Source organism: Vampirovibrio sp. (assembly GCF_041737375.1).
Classification (GTDB): Bacteria; Cyanobacteriota; Vampirovibrionia; order Vampirovibrionales; family Vampirovibrionaceae; genus Vampirovibrio.
In genome coordinates this window covers 23,766-50,143 of record NZ_JBGSRV010000019.1, presented here as the reverse complement: position 1 = coordinate 50,143, position 26,378 = coordinate 23,766, and the positions used below count along the sequence as shown (strand labels likewise).

The 26,378-nt window shown below is 48.0% G+C and carries 24 protein-coding genes and 1 pseudogene; 10 read left to right on the top strand and 15 right to left on the bottom strand.

The window, feature by feature from the left end; all coding sequences use genetic code 11:
- Nucleotides 1-2: 2 nt before the first annotated feature.
- From ACEW81_RS12960 to ACEW81_RS12920, 9 genes are all read right to left on the bottom strand, one after another.
- Nucleotides 3-356, bottom strand: a complete 354-nt coding sequence (locus tag ACEW81_RS12960) for a hypothetical protein (RefSeq protein ID WP_373533418.1) — start codon at nt 354-356, stop codon at nt 3-5.
- Between the two features lie 161 nt (nt 357-517).
- Nucleotides 518-1,522, bottom strand: a complete 1,005-nt coding sequence (locus ACEW81_RS12955; RefSeq protein ID WP_373533417.1) for a helix-turn-helix domain-containing protein — start codon at nt 1,520-1,522, stop codon at nt 518-520.
- A gap of 104 nt (nt 1,523-1,626) precedes the next feature.
- Complete coding sequence (locus tag ACEW81_RS12950) at nt 1,627-2,313, bottom strand: hypothetical protein (protein ID WP_373533416.1); 687 nt, start codon at nt 2,311-2,313, stop codon at nt 1,627-1,629.
- An 8-nt stretch (nt 2,314-2,321) separates the two neighbouring features.
- Complete coding sequence (locus ACEW81_RS12945) at nt 2,322-2,711, bottom strand: hypothetical protein (protein WP_373533415.1); 390 nt, start codon at nt 2,709-2,711, stop codon at nt 2,322-2,324.
- A gap of 18 nt (nt 2,712-2,729) precedes the next feature.
- Entirely contained in the window at nt 2,730-3,296 is a 567-nt protein-coding gene (locus ACEW81_RS12940; RefSeq protein WP_373533414.1) for a recombinase family protein, read from the bottom strand.
- Nucleotides 3,297-3,562: 266 nt separating this feature from the next.
- Nucleotides 3,563-5,305 (bottom strand): ATP-dependent nuclease, encoded by a 1,743-nt coding sequence (locus tag ACEW81_RS12935; RefSeq protein ID WP_373533413.1) that lies wholly within the window; start codon nt 5,303-5,305, stop codon nt 3,563-3,565.
- A 254-nt stretch (nt 5,306-5,559) separates the two neighbouring features.
- Entirely contained in the window at nt 5,560-5,994 is a 435-nt protein-coding gene (locus ACEW81_RS12930; protein WP_373533412.1) for a Fur family transcriptional regulator, read from the bottom strand.
- 62 nt (nt 5,995-6,056) lie between these two features.
- Nucleotides 6,057-6,701, bottom strand: a complete 645-nt coding sequence (locus tag ACEW81_RS12925) for an RNA recognition motif domain-containing protein (protein WP_373533411.1) — start codon at nt 6,699-6,701, stop codon at nt 6,057-6,059.
- A 61-nt stretch (nt 6,702-6,762) separates the two neighbouring features.
- Complete coding sequence (locus ACEW81_RS12920) at nt 6,763-7,035, bottom strand: hypothetical protein (RefSeq protein WP_373533410.1); 273 nt, start codon at nt 7,033-7,035, stop codon at nt 6,763-6,765.
- Nucleotides 7,036-7,171: 136 nt separating this feature from the next.
- On the opposite strand from ACEW81_RS12920, the gene zigA reads away from it, so the two are divergent.
- Entirely contained in the window at nt 7,172-8,443 is a 1,272-nt protein-coding gene (zigA, locus tag ACEW81_RS12915) for a zinc metallochaperone GTPase ZigA (protein ID WP_373533409.1), read from the top strand.
- A 21-nt stretch (nt 8,444-8,464) separates the two neighbouring features.
- Complete coding sequence (rpsR, locus tag ACEW81_RS12910) at nt 8,465-8,686, top strand: 30S ribosomal protein S18 (protein WP_373533408.1); 222 nt, start codon at nt 8,465-8,467, stop codon at nt 8,684-8,686.
- A 48-nt stretch (nt 8,687-8,734) separates the two neighbouring features.
- On the opposite strand, the gene ACEW81_RS12905 is transcribed toward rpsR, so the two are convergent.
- Nucleotides 8,735-9,475, bottom strand: a complete 741-nt coding sequence (locus ACEW81_RS12905; RefSeq protein ID WP_373533407.1) for a hypothetical protein — start codon at nt 9,473-9,475, stop codon at nt 8,735-8,737.
- A gap of 133 nt (nt 9,476-9,608) precedes the next feature.
- Between ACEW81_RS12905 and ACEW81_RS12900 the strand changes: the two genes are divergently transcribed.
- Nucleotides 9,609-10,298: a DUF1826 domain-containing protein gene (locus ACEW81_RS12900; protein ID WP_373533406.1), complete on the top strand. Its 690-nt coding sequence runs from the start codon at nt 9,609-9,611 to the stop codon at nt 10,296-10,298.
- Nucleotides 10,299-12,429: 2,131 nt separating this feature from the next.
- On the opposite strand, the pseudogene ACEW81_RS12895 reads toward ACEW81_RS12900, so the two are convergent.
- Together ACEW81_RS12895 and ACEW81_RS12890 are read right to left on the bottom strand one after the other, a co-directional pair.
- Nucleotides 12,430-12,532 (bottom strand): annotated as a pseudogene (locus ACEW81_RS12895) (FAD-dependent oxidoreductase); the annotation flags it as partial.
- A 610-nt stretch (nt 12,533-13,142) separates the two neighbouring features.
- Nucleotides 13,143-13,427, bottom strand: coding sequence for a hypothetical protein (locus ACEW81_RS12890; RefSeq protein ID WP_373533405.1), 285 nt, complete (start codon nt 13,425-13,427; stop codon nt 13,143-13,145).
- Between the two features lie 123 nt (nt 13,428-13,550).
- On the opposite strand from ACEW81_RS12890, the gene ACEW81_RS12885 reads away from it, so the two are divergent.
- The 7 genes from ACEW81_RS12885 (at nt 13,551) to ACEW81_RS12855 (ending at nt 21,842) form a co-directional block, all read left to right on the top strand.
- Nucleotides 13,551-15,194, top strand: coding sequence for a hypothetical protein (locus ACEW81_RS12885; protein ID WP_373533404.1), 1,644 nt, complete (start codon nt 13,551-13,553; stop codon nt 15,192-15,194).
- Nucleotides 15,195-15,289: 95 nt separating this feature from the next.
- Nucleotides 15,290-15,733 (top strand): Fur family transcriptional regulator, encoded by a 444-nt coding sequence (locus ACEW81_RS12880; protein ID WP_373533403.1) that lies wholly within the window; start codon nt 15,290-15,292, stop codon nt 15,731-15,733.
- An 18-nt stretch (nt 15,734-15,751) separates the two neighbouring features.
- A complete protein-coding gene (locus ACEW81_RS12875) occupies nt 15,752-16,702 on the top strand; it encodes an energy-coupling factor ABC transporter permease (protein WP_373533402.1) in 951 nt (316 codons plus the stop codon).
- Nucleotides 16,692-18,065, top strand: a complete 1,374-nt coding sequence (locus ACEW81_RS12870; RefSeq protein WP_373533401.1) for an energy-coupling factor ABC transporter ATP-binding protein — start codon at nt 16,692-16,694, stop codon at nt 18,063-18,065. Before ACEW81_RS12875 ends, ACEW81_RS12870 begins: the two co-directional genes overlap by 11 nt.
- A gap of 127 nt (nt 18,066-18,192) precedes the next feature.
- On the top strand, nt 18,193-19,596 hold the full coding sequence (locus ACEW81_RS12865) for a CobW family GTP-binding protein (RefSeq protein ID WP_373533400.1): 1,404 nt from the start codon (nt 18,193-18,195) through the stop codon (nt 19,594-19,596).
- Entirely contained in the window at nt 19,560-20,615 is a 1,056-nt protein-coding gene (locus ACEW81_RS12860) for a WD40 repeat domain-containing protein (protein WP_373533399.1), read from the top strand. The genes ACEW81_RS12865 and ACEW81_RS12860 overlap by 37 nt, the downstream gene beginning before the upstream one ends.
- Nucleotides 20,616-20,696: 81 nt before the next feature.
- Nucleotides 20,697-21,842 (top strand): acetyltransferase domain-containing protein, encoded by a 1,146-nt coding sequence (locus tag ACEW81_RS12855; RefSeq protein WP_373533398.1) that lies wholly within the window; start codon nt 20,697-20,699, stop codon nt 21,840-21,842.
- Between the two features lie 412 nt (nt 21,843-22,254).
- Here the strand turns inward: ACEW81_RS12855 and ltrA (ACEW81_RS12850) are convergent, their stop codons facing one another.
- The 3 genes from ltrA (ACEW81_RS12850) to ltrA (ACEW81_RS12840) all read right to left on the bottom strand — a co-directional run bounded on the left by ltrA (ACEW81_RS12850) (nt 22,255) and on the right by ltrA (ACEW81_RS12840) (nt 26,190).
- Entirely contained in the window at nt 22,255-23,733 is a 1,479-nt protein-coding gene (ltrA, locus tag ACEW81_RS12850) for a group II intron reverse transcriptase/maturase (RefSeq protein ID WP_373533397.1), read from the bottom strand.
- A gap of 1,033 nt (nt 23,734-24,766) precedes the next feature.
- Nucleotides 24,767-24,928, bottom strand: coding sequence for a DUF3768 domain-containing protein (locus ACEW81_RS12845; RefSeq protein WP_373533396.1), 162 nt, complete (start codon nt 24,926-24,928; stop codon nt 24,767-24,769).
- 11 nt (nt 24,929-24,939) lie between these two features.
- Nucleotides 24,940-26,190, bottom strand: coding sequence for a group II intron reverse transcriptase/maturase (gene ltrA / locus ACEW81_RS12840; protein ID WP_373533395.1), 1,251 nt, complete (start codon nt 26,188-26,190; stop codon nt 24,940-24,942).
- Nucleotides 26,191-26,378 lie beyond the last annotated feature (188 nt).

Here is a 26,378-nt window from a genome sequence, read left to right as displayed (position 1 = left end):
ACTTACCGGAAACCCCATTGCCAAAAACGTTGTAAGGGCGGCTGAGCAAGCCGGATGAGCCATGTTTCAAGAAATAGAATGGCCACATACAAAGCCAGCCCGCCCATAAAAATAACCGTCATGACGCTTTCTCCATTCCAAAGGGCAGCCCAATCATCCGGCTTCAGTTTGCCGGGTGAAACCGCGTAGATGAGTCCATAAAACGCAAGGATGAGTATTGCGCCACCACCTGCTAACCCAAAACAAAAACGTAGCACCCATTTTAGAAGCCGATAAGCCAGACTGAACAGACTCATCCCCGTCATGGCAACGATTAGCAGGACAAATGACATCAGCCGACGGGGCAAAGCAGCCATAAAGCTCAGCATCTTTTCTTGCCAGGGGGTTCTATCAATCCGTTTGAAGGAAATTACATTATCTCGCCGGGATGAGCGTCTTCGTCGTTGCATGGTTGCCTCCTTCCTTTAGGCTGTTCGCTCTGCTTCGCATAATCGCACCATTGCTTTAAGAGCCTTTTCTATTTCTTGGTTAAGTCTGGAATTTCTACCGGATAGAATCGGCTCTTGACGTCCACTAGGCAGGGGTATTTCACCTTATCCAGATACACTTGAAGCTGCTCTCGGTATTTCGCATCCTTCACCTGGGAAAGCGCTTTATAAGCGGTCGCTCCTAGATACAAAACAGTGAATGCTCGACGCAAGCCGCCTTCTCCAGATATTTTCCAGGCGTTGACTTCAAATTCCTGAGCTACTGCAAAGACTTTCATCCGGTACTTCCGGCCCCGCCGCAACAATTTCCGAAGCCAACTGACGCCAATATCAGCGGGGACGTCCGCTAATAGGATTTCCGCCAGCTCGGCGGCGGTACTGGGGTACTCTTCAATGACCCGGACAATTTCCTGGCCAACATCCTGACCATCGCCATGCAATGACGTCCGATGCTGCAATTCTTCCAGATCCGCTTGCATATTTTGAGCAATGGCTGAATAGTCTCCTTTGCGGCCCAGCACTTCCAGCTCCGGCCAATCAGATGGGGCCGCATCACTGTCATAAACCCGAATGCTGGCCTGTTGAAAAAATGCCTGAATTAAATAACGGGTCAAGAAAGATTTCCCAGAGCCGCTTTCCCCAATCACCGCCGTATGGTTTTCCCGGCTGATGTCCTCCAGCGGGTAAAACTCCAAAGGATCATCAGCCGCTTTGGTATAAATGACCGCTTTTCGCCTGTGCGCTGGGGCATGGTTTAAGCGGCGCAGCAGGGTCGCCGTTTCCCTCGGTTTTTGCAGAATAATCTCCACCAAATCGGGGGAAATTTTTCCGGCCATCGCCAGCAGTTCATCGGGATTTTCCGCTAACAGCTCGGCAATTCGCTGGATGGTTGGCTCGCTTGGGGGCGGTACCAGACCTCGTTCCATGCTGGAAACAAAATTAGGGGAGAGTTGAACCGCTCTGGCAAAGCCCCTCAACGTATTCCCCCGCTGAAGTCTCACTTGTCGAATGTATGGGCCAAATGTTTTTTGCATACTGTTCACTATATCGGTTACAATAGCACACTGTCAACGTAACAGGTGACATTTAAAATTTTGCAAACACAGACCTGCTTAAGTATTTTGCTCGTTCTTTTAAATTAAAAGCTTCTATACGGTTTATAGAAGGCACGAGGTCTATGGATTTCATCATCAGGGTATGGAATATTTGCAATGATGAACGCTAAAAATTCAAGGTATCGAGCAGTATCTTCATAATAGTCCTCAAAAGTTCCCATTTCTCTATGCTTAAAAGGATGAATGCCATTCCCTCGTTGTTGAACTCTGGTCAACCAAGCAAGAAAATTACTTATTGGAGGATAACCATGGGCGTGTTGAAAAGGCGTTGTCTGCAATAGCCCTTTTTTATTTAGGTATACTTTCAGATCTTCTAAGCCAAGCTCGTCCGAAATATTTTTCACCCTTCCATCTCTTGCCCTTGGCGCATCGTTACAATTAATATAATCGCTATGCCAAACTGTCAAATAAAGCTTTAACGTACTTTCAACAAGGCTTCTCAGAGCCACATAAGCAAGAATTAACCTTCCTTCGCTTTCAATAGGCTCTGATACAGTGTTAAGAAACAGCCTCAAATTATAAGACATACTCAATTGCCTGTCCAAACGGGCGCTAGACAATAAATTTGCGGCTTCAATTGGTGCCCAGCCTTGAGATTTACGCCAAAAACAATTCAATTCAGAATTAAGATGAATAACACATTCTACAATATGTTCTTTTGTAAGTTCTGGCTTTCCACTATCAATTGCAGCTATTAAACGGTTTATCATATGATTTATTAAAGACCACTATAAAAATCGGCGTCATCATCGGTTTCAAAACAGATCCATTTCCCCTTCTGATGAGCCTGTTTCCCAGCAGGCTGAAAGCGACAAGCCCAAGGGCATAGTTCTTTGGCTTCTTCCCAGGTTGCGGCGGCGACAATCTGCACTTGGCCACTGACCCGCTCTCTCGGCTCCGGCCCAGCCATTACTTCTTTGATGTTTCGCAGACTATCTATGACCGTCTGGAATTGCTGCCTCTCAAAGGACTCTTCCACACGGCCAATCAAATGCTCAATAACCGCCATGGTAATTGGGTAGGCGTCATTCGATCCTTGAAAAATTCGCGCTTCAGCAATGACTTCCGTGATGGTATGCTGAAGACTTTCATTATCTGGGGTTTCCATAAGATTCTCCTAGCTGAACTAATCTATACCACCTCTACCTCCTGGCAAATGTCGATAAAGGGTTGAAGGTGCTACGGAAAGCCGTTTAGCCACTTGCTCAACGGTAATATCAGGATCTTTTAGCATGGCTTTGGCCGCTGCTAGGTCATCACTGTTTAACGAGGCTGGCCGCCCCCCAAACCGACCTCGCTTGCGAGCTGCTTCTAAGCCGGAAGCCGTGCGCTCTCGAATAATCGCTCGCTCAAATTCCGCCAGGGCCGCAAAGATATGGAAAATCAGCTTCCCGCCGGAAGTTGTGGTATCAATCGCTTCGGTAACGGATAGTAACCCAATCTTACGCTCATGCAAGGCTTCCACCGTTTCAATCAACTGTTTTAAAGAGCGGGCTAGCCGATCCAGCTTCCATACAACCAACGTATCACCAGCCCGCATAAAGGCAATGGTTTCAGCCAACTGGGGTCGATCCCTTTGGGCACCGGATGCTTTTTCGTGAAAAATTCGCTCGCAACCGGCGGCTTGCAGGGCATCTAACTGTAATGCCGGATCTTGTTCTTGAGTTGAAACACGAGCATAGCCCACTAACATGAAAAGAAAGCCTCCGAAAACTCATCTCAATCTTACCTTTTAAGAGATTTTGTTTCAAGAGACAGTTTTAAGAGAGAAAGTCAGCTTTATAAAAGCAAATCTTAGCCTTTGCTAAAGCCCTCCGAAAAACGACCGTTTTCAGGAGATCCAGGGCAGCATTTATCTGCCAAATGGCACCATTTAAATTTGCCCAGCAGAGCTGGCAATGAAACGATGACTTCCTGTCGAACAACCGAGCAGGAGGTCATCGAAGCAATAAAATGGGATTAGGCCGATGTCTCAGTGGATTCGGAGTTTGTAGAAATCATGGTCATACTGATCTGGGTTTTCTCAGTCTTTTCGAGAATATCCAGCAAATCCTCTGGGGTGAATTCGCACTCGCGTCCCTTATTATTCAGAATTTGGAGCAGGAAGTTAATAACCGGCTGACCAGAATCATTGAGTGTCAATGCCCTTGCAAACTCATAGGCGGACAGGGGCTTGCCCTTGTCAGGGTCAAATACATAATCATGCGCGGACTCGAAATTACGGCCAAAAACATAGCGTCTGGAAAGGCCTGTGTCTATTTCTTGCGCTTTTACGACCCATTGCCAGATTGAGTCATTGAGTACCCAAGCCGAATTCTTACGGGGCTTTCCTCCTTCCTTGGCTGGCAAGTATTTTGAATCACAGTCATGAAGGACGTGCTGCTTAATCCTGAAGTGCGTCAGCACTTCCTGGAAAAATGGAATGTTGTTCTTGGAACCCGTGTTGAGAACGAAGATGTCTCGCTCTAGCGCATGCTTTTCCAATAGTTCACGCAACACGATTGTCTCGGTGTCACCTTCAACCAGCACCACCTCATCGGCAAAAAAGGCCTCGCAGATATGCGGGTTGAAACGGTTGACCATTTGGACATGTTGTTTGCGGTTATCATCTGACTGGAATACGTCTTCGCCAATTTGATAACTACGGGTAATTCCATTGCTATCGCGGGCAATTCGGACGAGTGATGTATGCGGCCTGGAAATATCAATCAAAGCAGGGCTGTGGGAAGCGCAAAGGGCTTGAAAGGGTGAATCTGCACATAGTTCATACAAGCAACGCCGGAGCAAATGCAATTTATGTGGATGGAGGTAGATTTCCGGCTCCTCAAACAGCAGCAGAAAGGCTTTTTTGTCCGTTTTTCCGTCGAGATCCTTGAGCAGCCCAAGGACGTTAAACATCGCAAGACGGATTACCCCGTGCCCTTGGGAGGTGATGTGTTGATCTAGAGTAGGCAGTCGGTTATCCTTGACACCGAGATCGAACCGTTTGTCAAACAGTTTGCTGAGGTCGAACTCTTGCCCGTCCTTTGGGGTGACTTGTAATTCGATATCAGGAAACACTTTACAGAAATGGGTATTGGAACGTTTGACCAGTGCGGAGATATGCTCTTGGCTGAGCATGGCTTCTTCCAGTGCGCGCACTTTTTCCAACGCCTGCTGATAGGTATCATGCTCCTGTTCAGCCATTAGTTTGATCGCAACAGTTTTAAAGGTATCTGATGCCCATTTAGAAAGTTCATCCATTGATGGCATTGCTGGAATACGGATCGGTGTTGGGGCATGATGCATGAAAATGGTGTCCAAGCCCCCAAAGCCATTTTTAGCATATTCTTGCTTCGCAGGCTCGAATGTATATTTTTGACCAACCTGATCAGGAGTAGTCCATTCCACTTTGAATTTCAGTAACCCATCCGTATCAACCCATTTGTCCAGACCATTATCAGCGAACGCTTCATCGTCACCTGGCTCCTTACGGAAGAGGCCTTCAATAATGATAGGCTCTGACGCCTTGTGTCCGTAAAAGTCATGAATCTTTGGCTTGTGTTTAGGATTGATGAGCAGTTCATAGGCGCTGAGCAGCGTAGACTTTCCAGCGTTATTCTGTCCCAATAGGAAGATGATGTCTGAACCTTCAAACGATATTCGTACGTTTCCACCTTTAATAGTGCGAAAATTCCGCACTCTCATCTCGATCAGTCTCATGAATCGCCTCTTTTAATCCCAACTATTACGGTAAAGAAGTTTAGTTGCCTTACAACCTCAGCACTATAGTAAGCGAGGCTAAACCCATGCAATTATTAAAACATTCTTAATCCTGCTATAGCAAGTCACTCCAAGGGATGTGACCGATTTACATTGCGTAATGAACCATCTTAAAGTTTTAACGGCCGTTACCAAGAAGCGTTAGGGTGACATTTAACGCTAAAAGTCACATCCCGCTTGCCTAAAACCGCTCCTTACTCACATTGGCGGCAGAGGCCAAAGAATTCCAAGTTGTGGTTTTGAATTTTATAAGTCGATAATTTTTCAATACTGCGAATGATTTTATCAACCTCTGGGAACTGAATCTCTTCAATCGAGCCACAACCTTGGCAGGAAATAATCAAGTGTTCCTGCTGATCTTCTTGCTCATGCTCTAAATGGCATTTCATCACCCTGCCAGAGGAAAGCACGCGATGAATCAGGTGATTCTCCTCAAGGCATTCCAAAATCCGATAAACACTGACGGTATCAACCTTTTCCCCGGATTCATCGAGTATATCTTTGATCTCATAGGCAGAAAGGGTTCGTTCAGTCCGATCCAGAAGCTCTAAAACCAGCATCCGGGGTCGGGTAATCCGAAACCCTTTCTGTTTGAGAATGGCAATGGCTTGTTCGCTATACTTGCTCATTGGTGTCAATGTCCTTTATCAGTATCATGATACTGCAATGAGCCGCCAACTGGAATCCATTATCACCAGCGGTTGGAATACCCCCCAGAACGGTCATTGTTGTAACCGCCCCGGTTATAATCGTTGCCGCCGCCACGAGGCTTGCTACTGCTCCGGTTAGAGTCCTGATAGTCAATCGCAATGGATTTACCTTTCAGCGGGGCCTGATTCAGCGTGTTAATGGCCTGTTCTGCTTCATTGGTGGACATCATTTCCACAAAGCCAAAGCCTTTGGACTCGCCAGTATCGCGATCCGTGGGAATTTTCACTGAAATAACTGAGCCCACTTGCTGAAACAGGCTTTGCAAATCATCCTCTGTCACTGAATAGCTCAGGCTACGGACAAAGAGCTTGGAACTTTTGGTACTAGTGCCTCCACTAGAACGACTTCCGCCTGAACGTGCGCCTCCGTTACCACCTACATTCTCATCCTGGAAACTCACTACAATGTCACGATCATAAAGCAGGCGGCCATTAAGGGATTGTACGGCCTCATTCCCTTCAGCCATCGAAGCCATTTCCACAAAGGCAAACCCACGGGGTTTGCCGTCCTCACGGCGGGTGGGAATCTTGGCTGACAGGACAACGCCGACTTCGCTGAACAGATCGTATAAATCCTGCTCGCTGACCGACCAGCTTAAGTTACGGACAAACAACTTTGCGCTCATATTGAATTAGAACCTCTTTTAATTATATTGAATTGAACAGAAACCCATTTAAATTGCTCGCTTAATCCCCCTCTGAAACTTCAGTTTTATACTTGCGAGTCCGGCTGGCCTCTTCCGCCAAATTGGGCAGTTCGACCACCAAGCCGCAAAACGCAATATCTTTGAGCTGAAAAGTCCATAACATGCCGCCATCAGGGCCACTATGGAACAGATTGAACGTATTGTCGGATAGTTCCAGAATGCGACCTTTGTATTGCTCGCAGCAATAATGCTTCAATTGGACAATGACCTCTGCGCCAGACTCGTAGGCTGATTTGAGGGTAGGCTCAAACATGCGATCTCAACTTTCTTGACGTAATTGACATTGGCTTCTAAAGACAGTATAGATGTAATGCAATCAAGTTGCAATAATGTTGCAACAAAGTTTCATCTGAACGTTTGAGATACTGATTTTGGAAGGATAGTAATCCATGAAGAAACTCCCTGTTACCGTGCTGTCTGGCTTTTTGGGGGCCGGGAAAACCACCCTACTGAACCATGTCTTGAACAACCGAGAAGGACTGCGGGTTGCGGTCATCGTCAACGACATGAGCGAAGTGAATATTGACGCCAAACTGGTTCAGGCCGGTTCCGCCGTCTTGAATCGGGTGGATGAGAAACTGGTAGAAATGAGCAATGGGTGTATCTGCTGCACGTTGCGGGAGGATTTACTGCTGGAAGTCAATAAACTTGCCCAAGAAGGGCGGTTTGATTACCTGTTGATTGAATCCACGGGTATTTCTGAACCTTTGCCGGTGGCTGAAACCTTTACCTTTAACGGAGAAGACGGCAAAAGTTTATCGGATGTGGCCCATTTGGACACGATGGTGACGGTTGTGGATGCCTTTAACTTTTTGCCTGACTATGAAGAGGGGCTGGATCTCAAAGATAAAAACCTGGAGCTGGGTGCGGACGATGACCGCACCATCGTCGATTTGCTGGTTGATCAAGTGGAATTCAGCAATATCATCCTGCTCAACAAGGCGGATTTAGTCTGTGAAACGGACTTGGGCAAACTGGAAAGCATCCTGCACCGCCTGAATCCCGATGCAAAACTGATTAAAACCACGTTTGGGAAAGTCCCTTTAACTGAGATTTTGAATACCGGCCTATTTGATTTTGAGAAAGCCTCTGAAGCGCCAGGCTGGCTGAAAGAACTTCGGGGAGAACATATCCCGGAATCAGAAGAGTATGGGATTTCCAGTTTTGTTTACAAGTCAGGTAAACCGTTTCACCCCTTACGGTTCCGGGATTTTCTGAACGAGGGTTGGGAAGGCGTATTACGCTCTAAAGGGGTGTTTTGGCTGGCCAGCCGGATGCAGTATTCCATGTTGTGGTCCCAGGCAGGCGGCGCTTGCCGAATTGAAGGACACAGCCCCTGGTGGGCCACGGTGCCTCAGGAAGAGTGGCCGGAGGACGTAGAAACGCGGAATGAAATTACAGCCCACTGGGACGAAACCTATGGGGATCGCATGCAGGAAATCGTCTTTATTGGGATGAATATGAACCAGACGGATTTACTCGATCGCCTGGAAGCCTGTCTCCTGACTAATGAGGAAATGGCGTCAGGCCCAGCGGGCTGGTCGCAATTTGAAGATCCGTTTCCTGAATATGACATGGTATCTGAACCCGATGATGAGGCTATTTTAGAAGAGGTTGACGCTAGCCCTGAAAGCGTTTTACCTTCCTTGATAACGGCTTAAGGCGCTGAAAGGACTTTGAAAATGGCCCGTGATTTTAAAAAGAAGGAATGTTTTTTCCTTAAAAATAATTTCAAGCTGATCGATTTTAAAGATGGTTCTTTATTGAAGCGCTTTTTATCAGACAACGGTAAGATTTTGCCCCGGCGAATTACCGGAACCAGCGCCTATTGGCAACGGCAGTTGGCTAAAGCCGTTAAACTGGCCCGTCAAAACGCGATTTTACCCTATACCCGAAACGATTAACATCCGTAGTTCCGCTGGTAGTCAAAATGGCTACCAGCTTTTTATTGCTTATTTGCCTGCGGCTGTGTAAAGCAGGGAAAAACTTTCGGTTTCCACGGCTGCCGGAAAGAAGGCTTTAAAAATGAGATAACAGCCCAACAAAATAGGTAATACGGTACTGGCCTGCCTGAGTCGAAGTAAATGGTCAGGACTTGCTTTCCAGTGGACATTCAAATAATGCGTCCCTACATACGTTAATAAGCCAATGCCCGTTAGCACTGCGCCCATTCCCAGACTGAATACCAGTACCCCCCAGAATGCTTCAAAGCCCTTACTGGCGCTAATGGCTGAAACCATCGCCATCAAAACGATAGGGCAAGGGGCGGCTCCGGCCAGGCTCAGTAATAATAATTTTGGCGTGGTCATGGTTTCCAAGGATTCAGGCGAATAAACTGAATGACCTTTACCGGCATGCTTCCCGCCGCAGCATTGAGTGTGGGAAGCTTTAGCGCCAAGGCTTTTTACCAAAAGATACAAGCCCATTCCCAAGATCAGGATGCCTGAACTCAATTGAACCCCTTGCAAAAAAGCGTCCTTAAACAAGATGAGAGCGAACTTTGATAAGATCAAAGCCAAAACAGCGTTCAAGAATGTATGAATCCCGGCGCTCGCAACGCCAAGCAGGAGAATATGCCTGATTTTGGCGTTCGATCCGGCAATAAAGCTGCTAATCAAGGCTTTTCCATGGCCCGGCTCCAAAGCATCCAGCGCCCCAATGGCAAATAGACTCCAGTTGATAACCCCTGACATACGCTCATCCTTACAAGACACGCTAACCATTCTTATTTTAGAGACTGTTTAACTTAATGCAATAGAGTTGCAAAATAATGCAAGGTAAACTATGATGGGGAGTGGTCGTACTATAAAATCATTGAGGGAACCCATGTCACTTGCAAGCCCCCTGAATATAGAGAAATCATCAGCGGTTCGGGTTTCTGAAGTGGTGCATTTAACCCGTATTTTTGAGCCTAAGTACAATATCGGTATTTTAAAGCGGCAAGTCTCAAGCGATTTGAGCCACTTTGTTCATCAGGCCCGCCATCAGGTTGAGTTTCACCTCAAGCAATCGTTCACTTTGACCGATGGGGTGAAAGATGCTTTATCAGAGGTCATGCCCGCTTCAGCAATGGCACTTGAAGGCCATGAAAAGTTCATTCAGGACATTACCTCATTAATCGATTTGTATGGACTGTTGGTGGATACCAATCAAGTGGGCATTCGGCTACTTTCAATGAATAAGGCCATGTGTCCCGGCTTTCATGTGGATCGAGTCGGTATCCGGTTGATTTGCACGTATGATGGGCCGGGTACGCAATGGCTGGAAAATGTTCATGCGGATCGCTCTAAATTGGGTTATATCGCTCAAGGACAGTCCGATGAAAATTCAGGGTTAATCAGACCAGACGCGGTGATTCAATCGCTTCAGCCTTATGAGGTGGGTCTTTTAAAAGGCGAAGCCTGGAAATCCTTTGACGGACATGATAATCACGGCAATGGCATCATCCACCGTTCTCCGGCGATGGAAGGTTGTGCCTCCAAGCGCATTGTGCTGACACTAGATAGTCTGGATTAATCTTTAGAAGATTCTTCTGCTTCTTCCGGCAAGGGAACGTTTCCCTCATAATCGCTCGGGGTAATACGGCTGTTGGGCGCATATCGGGAACCCAAAAATAGTAGAATCTGTTGACCGTTGAGTAAATTTTGCCGAAAAGCGGAATAGTATAAGGCCTGCGGCGGCGGAATATCGGTATCACTGGGGAAGCCAGGTACGCTCAGGAAGGGACCCAGTTGCTTTTTAACCAGCTTTTCCACGTCCTGCAAGTTACTCAGCTTTTGGGTGGGATTGATATTATTGACGCTATTAAGAACCTGACCCGTTGAAGAAAGCCGCAGTGCGCCATAAACCACTGTATCGGGTGGCATATCGTTTTCTTGAGTGATTTTTTGAATCGTACTGTATAAATTCTTTTCAGAGAGATCAGTCGTTTGAAAGATGGCCAGTCGAAGCATCGCTTCCAGTTGCGGTTGCTGAAGAAAGCGGGAATCGCTGTTAAAGCAAAGCATTTCCCTGCCATTAAAACCGTCCCGGATGTGCTGGGTAATTTCATAATTCCGAAAGGCGCTGCCAAAGATAGTGGTATCCGTATTCAGCCCGCCATTGGCCTGACCCGACAAATAAAGACTGGAATCCCGCCCACTGGTCAAACGGTTTTCCTGATTAAGCGCCACTTCAGCGAATTTATTCTTCCGAAACCAGGTTGACGGCTTCAAGGCCAATAAGTTTTTAGCCAGCAAATCCTGAAACAAGGGGCTTTTCTTACCGCTGGCCCGATCATACCCACCGGCGGAGACCACTACGCCATTAATTTTAGAAGTGGGTTTCCAGAGCTTGCTTAACCCTGGAATAGTGTTAAACAAAAAGGTAATCACCCGGTTATAGGTACGATAGACCTGAAAGCCCGGTAGTTTTCCGGTTGTTGGTTTAAGAACCACCGTATTTTGATCAAAATGTTTTTTCAGGTTAATCACCCGCAAGCGCTTGGTGACGTTTTGCTCGTGTTGCAAGTCCGCAAACGTAGGATCGGTGATGGGCGTTCCAAAATTGCGCTCCATATGTTCCCTGAACTCATCCGCCCGTTTTTGGTTATAAATTGCCGGTCGGGCATACTTGCCATGATTAAAAGGGATTTGATAAGGAGATGGTTCCAGTTCCTGGCTAGTATACAGATCCACCTTGATGTTCGGATTCAGATTAAAGAGTTCCATCACTGACTTGGCGGCGGATTCACCGCTTCCAATTACCGCGCAACGGGTACCCGCAGGTAGCAAGGCAATGGTTTTACGCATATCGGGATGCCCCAGTTGGGTTTCCTTGGTGAAAACCTGTTTGGGCAAACTTTGCTTTTGAATTAAGGCATTGAGATTGGTCAGCATATCTTCCCGGTTGTTGAGCATGTCTGCTTGGCCCCACAGGCCCAGCGTTGTTTTTGAGTTCTGGGTCATCAACGTTTTAAATACTTGTGGCTGTCTGCCATTTTCTCCAGCTTCTCCTACTAGGCCGGTGGATACCACCAGTTTTCGGGCCAGTTGCACATGGCCTTTTCTGCCGGTGATCAGATAAAGCTCTTTTTCTTTGGGGAGTGCCATTTTCAGTTGAGCCGCCAGTTGATTGTATTCATCAGGCGGTAATAGTTTCTGATACTTGGTAATAATGCCGTCCGGGTTTTGCAAGTCCTGAGCGGTCAGCTTTTGCACGCTCTGAATGGGAGCCTGCTCGGTCAGCGTGCTATTATCCGTCACGGTGCCATTTTTAGGTTGTTGAAGCTTATTGGCCACGTCATCGATATGCTGAAAAAATTCGGCGCGCGCAAAACCACCTTGGGTGCTGGGTTGATACTTTTGATTGTTTAGAATGTCAGCGTTGTCAAATTCAGCAAACTCTTCCGCTGTAATGGGAGTGGTTTTAAAATCCCTGCCAACGGTTGCGGTTATGTTTTTTCTAGCGGCAATGGCTTGAGCCCTATAATGCCTGAGTTTGTCTTTGGCCTTTTCACCATAATTAAAATTAAACTCATCTGCCAAAGCTGGTGGTTCCTCGCCCTTTTCTTTACTAAGAGCAATGCCAAACACCAAGGAACTTAACCCTGCGGAAGTCCTCATTTTATGAACAGGTTGAGCCAAGGCATCCGAAAAACTTTGCCCCACATGCCCCGCCTCAAACAGCACATTTTTTAAGCCGTAATGGGTGGCGTGAATGCCCATGCTCAACCCCGCAGGTCCGCCACCAATAATAGCCACATCCGCTATGGGCGTTTCCCATTTGGCCTGCTGATCTTTCAATAAAGCAGTGGGGCTTAACACCAGCGGGTTATATCGAATCAAGCCATCTGCCTGTAAACACCCATGCGAATGTAATAAGTTCAAAAACTGCCAATCGGCCTGTAGTTGCTGCAAGGGCTGGGTCATGGCTCCAGCCTGCTCAGGCGTGATTTTACCTTGCTGCTGCGCTGTTTGAATGAGCGTTTGAGCCTTTTGGATTTGCCCTAAGGCGATTTCAGTATATAATGCCTGGTTTATCCCCGTTGCTTTTATTGTTAAATCTTGAAAAATTGGGGCCAACTCAGGGATGACGGACTGTTGCCGCGCTAACTCGGTTAAAGTCACTAGCATTCTCGCCTGAATTTGTTTTTGCTGAAACGCAAGACTGGTTTCAATATTTTTTAATTTATTTTGATGCGGAAAATACACATCCTGAAAGATGGGCATTTTTTGCGCCGCATCCGGGGCCGTGTAACCCATATCGGCCATGGTGATTTGATCATAGCGTTTGGTGGCCGCAAATTTTAGATTATGAACGGGTTGGCTCATGACTGAGAGAGGCACGCCTTAGAACTAAAGCGTGCCTTTTCCTTATCGTTTAATGTTTGTGACCGTCCGCCTGATCGGAGATGTCATTTAAATCCCCGCCAGAGCGGCCTAAAATTTGATGCCCACAGTGGCAAATGATTTTCCAGACGTTTTTAATTTTGTCCGCAATCACTTGACTGCCATGATTTTCCAGACGGGCCGCTGTCTGTTTCTCTTTTTCAGTAGGGGTTTTAGCGGTCATACCAAACTGAGGATTTTGATTTGATTTGGCTTTCAAGCTGGACGGTTTGGCAAAGTTATTCCGCATGGCGGTTGGCATTGAAGTATTCAACATGATGATGTTCTTTCTAACCCACTTGGGATTCGGTTTTATGATTTTTATTGCATCTCTGTTGCAATATTGAGAAGGTTACTATAAACTGCGAAGAAATCAAGGCTATGATTCTGGAAAGCAACCATGCCAACCATCAACCCGATCTCGCAAACCAAAAACCGCATCCTGCATGGCATCGCCCAGATTGATGCCAGGGAATCCATTCTGCGCCAAGCCCCTCTGCGCCGGATTGGCCTGCCCCTCATGGGGACAGGATTGGGGCTGGCGGTTTCCGTTTTTGACTATCAACAAGCCCCGGATACCCAAAGCAAGCGGAAAGTGTTGGTTCGGGACGGCTTGGTTTTGGGCGGCATCGCCACTTCCAGCATATTGGCCTCCTATCTGGTCAACCGGACGCAGACTTCCAAATGGATGCTGCATCAGATTGAAGACGGCTTAAAGTACCTGTTTGGCCGGTTCAAGAAATTTCAACCCGGCTCATCCCATGTCCATGGGGCGGATGAATATTTTCCAGGAAAACCCCTAGATCGTTTGAAGCTTCTGTTTAAAGCGGATTTGCATGATCATGGCCTGCAAGGGGCGCTGGATCTCAGCCTTTTATCGGCCATTCCCATCTTTCTGGGGGGGATTCCCGCTGGCCTGATCGCCGACAAGCTTAACGGGGAAAGTTTGGGGAAAACCGGGCCGGTGAAAATCAAGGAAGGGCTATTTCAGTTTTTGGGCAATATCACGGTTTGCACCATCGCCATTCTGGGTTTTTCCAAGTTGGGCAAAGCCACGGTTTCCAAGCTCTGGCAATTGCCCAAGCTGCAATCTCAAATGATCCAGAATACCCGCAACGGGCTTTTGGAAATGGCCAAGCGTCCCAAAGACGATTTGGCCTTGATTCCCACCCAACTGACCGGTGATATTGAGCGAATCTTTCATGAACACAAGGCTTACCCCAAAAATCTGTTGAACGCTTTAAATCTTCATTTGTCGCAAATAACAGTGCGAAAAGGCATGAAATGGCACGAATACAATGAAGGTTTGCAGCGCCTGATCCAGCAAGGACCGTTTAATAAAAAGGCGATTCATCAGTATGTGCGGGGTGTCTTTGGTCCGGCCTTCAAAGAGCATGCCCAAGATGTTGTTCATCAACCGGAAGCGCTGAGAGAATTGGCCCAGCTCAAATTCGAGAGCCGAGGCGAAACCCTGGGGGTCATTGGCGGGTTGATTGCTGGCGTAGTGGGTGGGGCTTGGGTGTCCAATGGCATAAACGCCGGCCTGTCCAAGCTGTTCCACTGGCCCACCACGCATGAAAGTCCCGGCCTGTTTCAACGCCAAACGAATCAGTCCAGTGCAACCGGCTCCGAGCAAAACAAGGGCTGGCTGTCCGGTACGGTTGGGGAACGGGGCATTCACTGGTATGACGGCATTCTGCACCTGGATGATGTTCCCTCAGCGCTTTATCTAGGTGGGGTGCGTGCCGTCGAATCGATGATTCAGGTGCTTTATGGCATTTCTGGCTTCCTGGCGGGTACGGCGGGAACCAATTATAGCCAAGCCTTGCCTGTTGTAGCAGCGCTGAAATCCAAGGTGGACAGTCAACTGAATCTGCCGACTGCTTTCCAGGCTTTTTTGAAAGGTCATCCATACCCCGTCACTCAAAATAGCCCATTCTACCAAACGTCCCCCGCTAGCATTGCTGTTCCATATTTTCCTGTCTCAAATCCAGCCAAGCCTTCCCTCCCAAAATCGCCTCAAGCAACCCAGCCAATCCAATAAGCATAAGCAATAATGTTGCAATATTAAATGTAGGTGCTATTCTACTCACACAGCTTTGAAAATGATTATCATTGTCGATTTAGTGGATTGGAGCAATGCAGACTCTTCGCCGTAAAAACCGCTCCTTGCCTTTGGTACTAGATGCCTTGCACTATCTGAGCCATGCAACGGTTCAGCAAGTTTATGACTGGTTGAATCGCCCGTCCACCTTACGGGAAGTCAGCATGAGCAGTGTGTACCGCTCGGTTCACCTCCTGCAAAAAGCCGGGTTGATCAAACCCCTCTATTTTAATGAAAATCAGGCCAGCTATAGCCTCAGGCAACCCGGAAACCAACAGGCGCACTTTGTTTGCACGGATTGTAACCGGGTTCGGATTTTAGCATTTCCTGCTCTCTCTCCTTGGGAATCCTTGGTGTCGGAGCAGTTAGGAGAGGCGTTTCAGGTTCATTACAGCAACTTTAACGTGTTTGGTCTTTGCGACCGCTGCAATCTCGAAAAACAGGAATGCGACGTTCCCCTTTCAGTTCAAAGCTTCTAAAACAAAGGAATTTTATTCATGCATATTGCCGAAGGCATGCTGCCACTCCCTCAAGCCTTAGTCTATGGCGCATTAAGCTCCCCACTTCTGATAATAAGTTTTCAAAAACTGCAAAAGCTCCTGAAATATGGCACGAGTGAGGAAAAAGCCTTGCAAAATCTGGCGGGTGCCTTGATTTTCGCCATTACACTTTTCCCACTGCCAGTTCCAATGCTAGGGGTGACTTCCCATATGTGCGCCACCCCTGTACTTGGGATTTTATTAGGTTTTTGGCGGGTGGTACTGCCTACAGCTCTGGCGCTACTTATTCAAGCCCTGTTTTTTGCCCACGGAGGTATCACCACCTTGGGCGCGAATATTTTGACGCTGGCGGTCACCGGGCCTTTGATAGCCATTGGCGTATTTACAGGGTTAAAGCGTTGCTCCCTACCTCAATGGATTTCCATTGCGCTGGCCTGTTTTCTGGGTGATTTATCGGTTTATTTGCTGGATGCGGTTATTGTGGGTCAGGCATTATCAGGGCAACAGGGTTTTTACTTCTGGTTTTCTCGAATTGCTTTGGGGTTCGCCCCCGCGCAAATCCCTCTGGCGATTTTGGAAGGTTTGCTGAGCGCCTATTTCATCGCGTTTCTTCAGAAAAAACTGCCCGCTTTTAACGGTTTGAAAGGGTTGACTCAACCATCCAATGTTCAGATAAAAACAGTTGGCACCATTGCTGGTTTAACTTTGCTTTTATTTGGTTTTTCTCCGCTTGCTTTCGGAGCCGCTTTTTCCGGGCTGGATGAAACTGTTTTGGAACAGGCTGCGATTCAGGCAGGTGTTAGTAACATGGCTCCCTGGATTGATTTGACGCAAGGTGAATTGGCTTTGACCGTCTTCTTTCTGGGTGGATTTTTGGCGGGACTTTTGACGGGCCTGAACTGGAGCAAGCTCCAGGGCTGCAAAAAGGAAAACAGCCATGCATCTTGAACCCGTTGACACCCTGTTTCAGGATGCCCGTCCAAGCCGATTGCCCGTGGCGGGAAGTGTTTTCTTGCTGGGCGTTGTGCTGGTAATCAATGGATTGAACCAAGAGCTTCTGGTCTTGGTTCCCTTGATGTTGACTGGCATTACCAGCTTGATTTGCGCCACTGGCCTGAAAGAACGGTTTTGGCTTTGGCTGGGAAGTCAAAGTTTTATCGCTCTCTTGACCGTTTTAATGGGTTATTGGACGCAGGATTTTCATCGGGCTATCTTGTTGAGTCTACATTTAAACATCGGGCTTTGTTGGGGGCTGTGGTTCGGCAGCCAAGCCAGTTGGCCGGAACTCAAGCGATTTTTACGAAATCTCCATTGTCCTGAATTGCTGGTTGAGTTTGCGGATCAAATGATCAACAGTGGCCTTGCTGCATTTCACTCCCTGGAGCAAATCTACGCCACCTTGACCCTCCGGGGTGGTTTTGGGGGAGACACTAAAAACAAGGTGTCCAATCTGGGTTTATTGTTGGCCAGCGCCTCTAGCCAGGCTTATGATCAGGCTGTTTGCGCGGAAGACAATCGCACGTTACGCGCTTATCCTGACGACTTAGAGCGTATTGAAGTCCTGCCTATCCAACCAAAAACGGAGCTCCGCTTTGAGAATGTCTCTGTCAGTTTGAATCCACATACAACCGCACCACAAGCCTTAACCAATTTTTCATTGACCTTGGAAGCCAGTGAATGGATAGCCGTATTAGGCCCAAACGGTTCGGGTAAAAGCACTTTACTTAAAACCGCTGCCGGGTTATATCAGCCCACCCAAGGTGTAGTGACCCGATTTGATACGGAAATGAAAGGCAGTGTCCTTTTGAAACGGGTAGACCCCCGGATTGCCCTGGTTGGCCAAGAGCCTTCTGAGCAATTATTAGGTTCTACGCCTTTGGAGGATATGATTTGGGGCCTTAAACAAAGAGCCGTCTCTGAACAGGAAGCCTGTGAGCGGTCTTATCATTTGTTGGAAGCTTTGGGGATTGCTCATCTGGCCCACCGATCCATCCAACAACTCAGCTTTGGAGAGCAAAAGCGGGTGGCTTTTGCCTCGGCCCTGGTCGTTGAGCCAGAATTGTTGCTTTGCGATGAGCCGACCAGTGGCTTAGACCCAGTAGCTGCCAGCCAGTTAATTCGGGTTTTGGAAACCGTGACCCACCACCGCAAAATTGCGGTCATTTGGGTCACGCATGAATGGCAACAGTTACCCACTCAGATTCAAAGAACCGTTCTATTACGCAATGGCCAAAAAATATTTGATGGCCGCCGGACAGAAGGATTGAAACCAGCAAGCTTGGCGCAAGCGGGCTTGCTGCCTGAAGAGTAAGTAATATCCAGTTAAATCAAGAGTATGAAAGGCGCAACCATGTTTGAACTTTTGACCAAGCCCATCGTTTATAACGATCTTGAAAAACTGTGCCCGCAATTGACTGTAACCCCTCAGGAGGTATCCCATGACGCTTAATAGTGATCTCCCTATTTCCAGCGACAAACGAATTCCCGTGACGATTCTGACCGGCTTTTTAGGCTCTGGCAAAACCACGTTGATGAACCGCATTTTAAGTGAAAATCACGGTAAGCGTATTGCCGTCATTGAAAATGAATTCGGGGAAATCGGCATTGATGACGCTTTGGTCATTAACGCGGAAGAAGAAATTTTTGAAATGAACAATGGGTGCATCTGTTGCACCGTGCGAGGCGATTTAATTCGCATCCTCGGAAACCTGATGCGCCGCAAAAACCAGTTTGATTATATTCTGGTCGAAACCACCGGCTTGGCCGATCCGGCTCCTGTGGCCCAAACTTTCTTCGTGGATGATGAAATCAAGGCGCTGCTTCGTCTGGATGGAATCGTTACTCTGGTAGACGCCAAGCATGTCTGGCAGCATATTGATACCAGCATGGAATGCAAAGAGCAGATTGCCTTTGCCGATGTGATTCTGCTGAACAAGGTGGATTTGGTCACCCCGGATGAATTGGTGCAACTGGAAGCCCGCATTCGCGCCATGAACGCCATGGCTAAAATCTATCAAACTCAGGATGCCGCGGTTGAGATGGAGAAAATTTTGGAAGTGGGTGGCTTTGCGCTGGATCGAGCCTTAACGGTTCGCCCTACTTTTCTGGAAACCGAATATCCCTTTGAATGGGCGGGTTTATACGAGTTAAAACCCGATTATTATCAATTTCAATTGGAAGAGGGGCCAGACCCCACTATGAACCTGATGACCCTCAAAGTGGAAGGAGCCGGTGAAGAAGCCATTCGCGCCATTCAGGAAGAGATTGCCCATCGCTTTTCGGAGCCGCCACTTCGCGTTAAACCCGGAGAGGATACCTTTAAACCCGCCGGACAATTACTGACGCTGGAACTGGCGCAACCCGGCTCTAAAAAGTTCAACATGCGGGTGGAGGAACCGGGCACCTATGCTTTGTTTACGCAGCATCAGCCGATTGAATTTGCCATGAATATGGTGAATAGCCAAAATGAGGGAGTCGATCCAACCCTTGAACTGTTATTTAACCCTGGTCATGAGCATGACAATTCGGTTACTTCCGTGGGCCTTGAAATTGCGGGGGAGTTAAATTCCAAGTTGTTGAATGCCTGGATGGGAACGTTACTACGGGAAAAGGGCGTCGATATTTTTCGCATGAAAGGCATTTTGAATATTCAAGGCGAAGATCGCCGTTTTGTGTTTCAAGGTGTCCACATGCTGTTTGACGGGCAACCGGATCGGCCCTGGAATGAAAACGAGTCCCGAACAAACCAACTGGTGTTTATCGGGCGCAATTTAAACCGTAGTGAATTAGTGCAAGGATTTAAAGCATGTCTAGCCAAAGCCCCCCAACTGGCATCCAAGTAAAACGGCTCAAACAAGTTTGGTCTGTTAATCTGGATGATTACGTCAATACCATGGCACACTCTCCCAAAGCGCTAAGCGAAAGCCTTTGCATCTTAGCTGGCTCAGCCAGTGGAGAAGCCCTGCTGATTCAGGGTGCCACGGGAGACCTTCTCAAGCGGTGGCAGGCCCATCAACTGGGAATGCTCTGCGGCGGCTGGTCGCAGGATGGTCAGTATTTCGCTACCGGTGGACAGGATGGCAAAGCGCGTATTTATGATGCTCAAACGTATGAGATCATTGCCGAATGCGATGGTGGTGCGCCCTGGGTTGACTTGTTGGCCTGGTCCCCGCATCAATCGCTTTTGGCCACTGCTGCCGGGAAAGCCCTTAAAATCTGGAATTCTACTGGTGAACTGGTGCAAGCGTTTGAACCCCATGACAGCACCATTGCCGGATTGGGTTGGCACCCGGTTTTGAAAGATCAGTTGGCGACCACCAGTTACAATGGATTGCGACGTTTCAAGCTGGACGCGTCAAAACCTGTCCGTAAATTCCAATGGAAGGGCTCAAGCTTAAGGCTGTTCTGGAGTCCTGATGGTCAGTTTATCGCCAGCGCCACTCAGGATTCCACCGTTCATGTTTGGGAAGCGAAAAACGGGCAGGACGTCCAGATGCCAGGTTATCCGGTGAAGCCCACCGTGCAAGCCTGGGATCGCCACAGTCGTTTGTTGGCGACCGGCGGGAGCCAGGATGTGACCCTATGGAACTTCTCCGGCAAAGGCCCGGCCGGAACAACCCCTTTGCTTCTTTCAGCCCATGTGGAATTGATCATGGCGCTGGCCTTCCAGCATCAAGGCGATATGCTGGCCAGCGGTTGTCAGGACGGCAAAATCTTTCTTTGGCATCCCAGAATGATTGAGGTGCCGCTGGAAATCGCTCAGCATGAGGCTGAAATTAGTCAATTAGCATGGAGTTCAGACGACAACATGTTAATCGCAGGCGATGCTGATGGCTGTATTAAAGGCTGGGAAAGCCAATAGGAAATCCCGGCTATCGTTATCAAACTGAACTCACATTTGTCACTGAATCAAAGTTTAATTGTTTTTTGTTGAGGTTTTGGAATGCAGCCCAATAACCGGTTTTTAAGCATTGATATTTTGCGGGGGCTGGTAATCGCCATAATGACTGTAGATCATGCCCGTGAGTTTTTCTTCAAAGCGATTCCGATTGCAGATCCCATGGATCTTTCAGTCGTGCCCTGGGAGGTCTTTTTAAGCCGGTGGATTGCCCATTTTTGCGCCCCCACCTTTGTTTTTCTGGCCGGTGTATCGGCTTATTTATATGGCAGAAAAACAGGCATTACCAAGCAAGCACTCTCATTCCACCTTTTAAAAAGAGGTTTGATTTTGATTCTGCTGGAAGTTACTGTTATTAATTTCGCTTGGAGTTTTACTTTTCCACCTGAAAAGCTTTACCTTCAGGTCATTTGGGTGATAGGCCTCAGTATGATTTGCTTGGCCGGGCTAATATGGCTACCCGTGCTGGCGATGGTTGGAATCGCATTGGCTTTAGTGATGGCTCAACACCTGCTTCCTGAATTGATTTTTCCCGATGGAAGTTTTGCCAATACGCTCTGGTCTATCCTTTACCACCGAAATTGGATGCCCCTAACGGATTACTTACAAGTCAGAACCTCGTATCCGCTTCTGCCTTGGATTGGAATTATCGCATTGGGTTATTGGGCAGGAAAGCTGTTTACGCCCGATTTCTCACCTCAAAAACGTCAATCGTTACTTACATGGACGGGCCTGGGCTTAATTGGCCTTTTTGTTTGCTTGAGGGCCACAAACGTTTATGGCGAATTGAATCCATTTGTAATCAGTCCACAAAGCCCCGTACAAACAGTCATGTCGTTTTTGAATCTTACCAAGTACCCGCCCTCTTTCCTGTTTAGCCTTATGGCTCTAGGCCCAGCGTTATTACTGTTGCGCTATTTTGAAACGTCGGCGGGAATGGTCGGCAATATTTTATTAAAATTTGGGCGTGTTCCCATGTTTTATTACATTATTCATTTGTATGTTTTGCATGCTGCCTGCCATATAACCCGGTTTTTCCTGACCATACCAGATGGAGTAAAATACAGTGTTCCTCATATTGGGATGGTTTGGCTCATTACAGGATTAACGCTGCTGGCAACTTATCCTCTGGTTATATGGTTTACTGAGATAAAGGCTAAATCAGGAAAAAAATGGCTCTCTTATATTTAAATTAGAAATCAATAACCTTATTATTCTTGATGACTCAGAGATTGAGCGGGGTAAGCGTCATTGGCCAAAGCCTGTTTGCCATCGGTATCGCAAAAGCAAGCTTGAACTTCCGATGAGAGGGGTTGGATTGGTTTAATCCCCTTCAAAAAATTGTGCTGACAGCAAGCCATTTTCTCGGCTGAAAACGCAGCTAACCCCTGTCCTATAAACAGGATCAGGGCAATCATTGCTGTGATTAAAAAACGAAACGCTTGGTTCATACTGACTCTGTAGCATAAGCCGGTTTATTTTGCTTTGGTCATTTTTGAGATGTTGGTCAGTTTGGAAAAAGTCGGGTAGCAAGGGTGCATTGCTGCACCCCCGCCCCCTAAGAACCGTACGTGCGAGTTTCCCCGCATACGGCTCAAGCCGTTCACAAACTCTCTTTGGGGAGAGCCGGTAACCTTCTGGTTTTTCGTGACTGGCGCTGTTGGAAGTATAAAGTAAAAGCAGGGTCAAACGGGTGAGCCCTACAGCGGATTTTAATATGCCGCCGAATGGCCACATCCGTTGAGAGTCGCAGGCATTTGATTCGCCTTAGTCCGGCTTTTCCTTGCACAACCACTGAGAATACCCAATTGCGTGTTCCCACGCTCTTGAAATATTTCCGTAAAACCCAGGCAGCACTCTTGTTGGGGTGCCGTCGGATTGCCCAGCGTCTGAGGATATGGAAAATCACATTATCGACAAAGCGATATGCTTTCTTAGCCACAATATGCCGGTGGTAATTGGCCCAACCCAGTATTTTCGGGTTTAAGGCTTCAATGACCGTTTCCGTCTTGGCCTGTCGCAAGGTCCGGACAGTTTCTCGGATATTGTTCAAGAAAGCCCGCCGGTTTTTCAACGCCGGTTTAATGAGCAGCTTCCCTCTGTACTTGCGCACGTTCTGTCCCAAGAAGTCAAAACCCACGTCAATATGCGTAATCTTGGTTTTCTCGGGTGAGAGTTCCAAGCCACGGGCCTTGAGAAAGGCTTCTACGGCGGGTTTAACATCCTGTTCCAAGGTCGCTAGCGAAGGACCCGTCACAATAAAGTCATCCGCGTAGCGGATCACTCGAAAACGGGGCTCTTTGCGGGAGGGAATCCGAAATCGCGATTCGATTTCTTTCTGCAAACCATCCAAAGCCATGTTCGCCAAGAGTGGTGAGATGATACCACCTTGAGGTGTTCCGGCTTGAGTTGGCTGCCATCTTCCGGTTTCAATATAACCGGCTTTTAGCCATTGTCGAAGGATTCGTTTGTCCAGCGGAATATGCTCCAGGAGCCAGGCGTGGTGGATATTGTCGAAGCAGCCTTGAATGTCTGCTTCAAGTACCCATTGGACTGACTTTTTCTTGGCAAACATATTGAAACATGCGGCAATGGCGTCAGCCGTGCATCTCTCAGGCCGAAAACCGTAGGAATCAGGGTCTGCTTTAGTTTCCGCAACAGGTTCCAAGGCTAGCCGGTATAAGGCCTGCATGGCCCTGTCTCTCATCGTTGGGATACCCAGCGGTCTCCGTTTTCCATTGGCTTTAGGGATATACACCTGGCGTAAGGGTTTGGCCCGGTAGCCGTGTGTCTGAAGCGATTCAATGGCTTTCCATTTAGCCGTGGCGCTGGACCAAGTGACTTTATCCACTCCTGGCGTGTTTTTGCCACGATTATCAGTCACTCGCTTCACGGCAAGAACTTTGCCGTAGAAGGAGGAAGTTAGCAAGTGTTGCAAGGCTTTCACCTTGTTCCATCTGCCGTCCCTGGTTGCCTGGGCGATACGCATTTGTTGTCTTTTCACCGCAGCTTCCGCTCTGGTCCAGTCGATACTATTCCAGAGTGAGGTTGGGTGGGATGGTGCACACACTGTCGTGTTCATTTGCTTTCCATTCTGCAAAGATTCTCCAAATTCTTTCACCCGGAAAGACCTACCGGAAGTGGGCTCGCTTTCGCGTGAGGCAATGTTTCAGACTCTATCCAAGTCATTACAACTTGGCATTCGCTTTTTCCGGTATCCTCTACCCACATCGCTAGCAGCCTTCCTTACGGTCAGCCTGCTTTTTACAAGCAGCGATATGGGTTTACCGTGTTCCGCGTCAGTTACACGGATGGATTAGGCCCTGTCCTTTACCCCGGTGGCGCTCTTGTTCCTGTATCCGTATTGCCAAGACGGATAACCGACCACGTACCTTTTGGTCCAAGCCTGTCAGTATCTTTGGCTTGCCTTTCTTTACGAGGTTTGCGACAGTTCACCTGAGTTGACCCTCCCATCCAGCCTAGCGCCCTGGCCACACGATACTAGTGGCCGTTGAAAACACCTTACAGTGTTTCCTTCTTTTACAAAGGGCTACATTGTCCCGAAGGCTTCAGACCAGGCCGTTACCAGCCCCGCCTGCTTCGGTAGGCTACGATTAAGGAAATAATCGGTCTCTCTGACCTCCTTTCGTTCGGTTGAGACAATAACGGACGCGACTTTCACGTCGCACTGGTAATCAAAAAGTGGACCACCAGAAAGAGAAACCCCGGCCTCTGGCCGGGGTGAAAATATTTTGATGGGCACTCACTCAAATAGACCCATCTGACCAGACGCCCCATTGAATAGCTCCAACCAGCGCGGTGGAACCTTTCCATCCTGCAATTGCTCAATACCCTTTAGCAGTAAAGGGTTTCGGGCGGATTTTTGCATTAGGGCAAAAACAACGGCGTCCCCATCCCCATTCTCAAAACAATTATCAAAGGCCCTGGTGAAAATAAGGCAATGCGGATCTTGACTGAGCTTGGTAAGCCTGCATTCTGCATACGCAACACGGGCTGAAAAACCTTTATATCTAGGATAGGGGTTATTCATCATCATTCCTTTCAGTCTCAACAAGGAAAACCCCTGCCCGCCTGGAAGCGGGCAGGGCAAAACATTAGTATTCCTGGGCCTGCATGAGGGTCAGCACACGCCGGGTTTGCTGTGGATCAGCCGGGTTTTCGCTTCCCTCTTGCATCGAGGGGGCATAATGGAGAGTAGGCCAGCGGAACTTCCCCGCCAGCCTCTCGCAGAACCGTACGTGAACCTCTCGGCTCATACGGCTCCCATTTAGGCAAACGCCCCGACCATGCCTCGTTTCCAGTGGACAAACAAATCAGGCTGCCTTTTGGCAATATTTTCCAAAAAGATTGCTGCTTGTGTCTTTCGGCGTCTAAACCGTTTGTACTTGCGCATTGCCCACATCACCAGGGTACAGTTAAAATGCCGGAAAACAGGGTATAGAGAAGAGGGGGAATAGCGCCCATAGTATGCAATCCAACCTCTCAGGACTGGATTGGCCATGTTCGCTATATCCTGCAACTCCAGATCTGCTTGATTCCGGTAATCCCGGTCTCGTGTCAATGCCCGCATCGACTTCAACGCCGCCTTACTGACTGCTGGATTGAAGCCCACGAATAATTGATTTCGTTTGCTCCCTTTCACCAGCCTAGGCCGGAAAGTGTATCCCAGAAAGTCAAATTCCGTCTGGAGATAGGTTCCTTTCCGCTGTGCGTCTTTGCAGTAGATAATCTTGGTCTTCGTTGGATGCAGTTCCAACTTACACACCTCAAACCGTTGTTTCAGCTCAGCGAGAAGTCGCTGGGCCTCTTGCTCTGTTCGACAGTGTATCAAACCGTCATCTGCATAACGACACCACTTTAACTTGGGATGGGTTCGACTCATCCAGGCGTCCACCACATAGTGCAGAAACAGATTGCTTAAAACAGGGCTGATTACACCCCCTTGCGGCGTTCCTTGGGTTCTTTCTACTAAAGTCCCATCCGGTAGCTGCATCGGGGCTTTTAACCACCGCTCGATATAAAGCAACACCCATTTATTGCTCGTATGTTTTCGGACCGCCTTCATCAGGAGCTCATGATCAATATTATCGAACAAACCCTTGATATCATACTCAATCACCCAGTTGTACCGCCAGCAACGCTGACGAGTCACACCAATGGCATCCAATGCCGACTTATTCGGCCTGTAACCATAGGAGTCAGGATGAAAGTGTGGCTCAACAGTCGGCTCAAACATCAATTTGACCACCATTTGCGCAATTCTGTCGGATACCGTAGGTATCCCCAGAATACGCTCACCTCCCTGCTTCTTCGGTATTGGCACAGCCCTTACCGCAGGCGGAAAGTAACTGCCTGACGATAATCGATTCCATATCCGGTATAGATTATCTTTCAAGTGCTTGTCAAAGTCAGAAAGTGACTGCCGATCTATACCAGCAGCCCCTTTATTGGCTTTAACCAGTTCATAAGCCTTTACCACCAGTGCTTTTGGTATGGCAAAGGGTTTTGTCTTACTCAAAATATCCTCCTCTTTCGAGTTGTATTTCGATTCAACGGCCTAAACGCAGCCCCTTCGCTCCATCCTCATTACAAGGACTTCATCACTACTACGAGCTGCTCCGCCCCAACGCCTTGCCTCGGTACTCTCATCCTCACAGTTTCGGCTGCTTGGATTTCTCCCTTTACATCAAGAACGCTGGTTCCCGC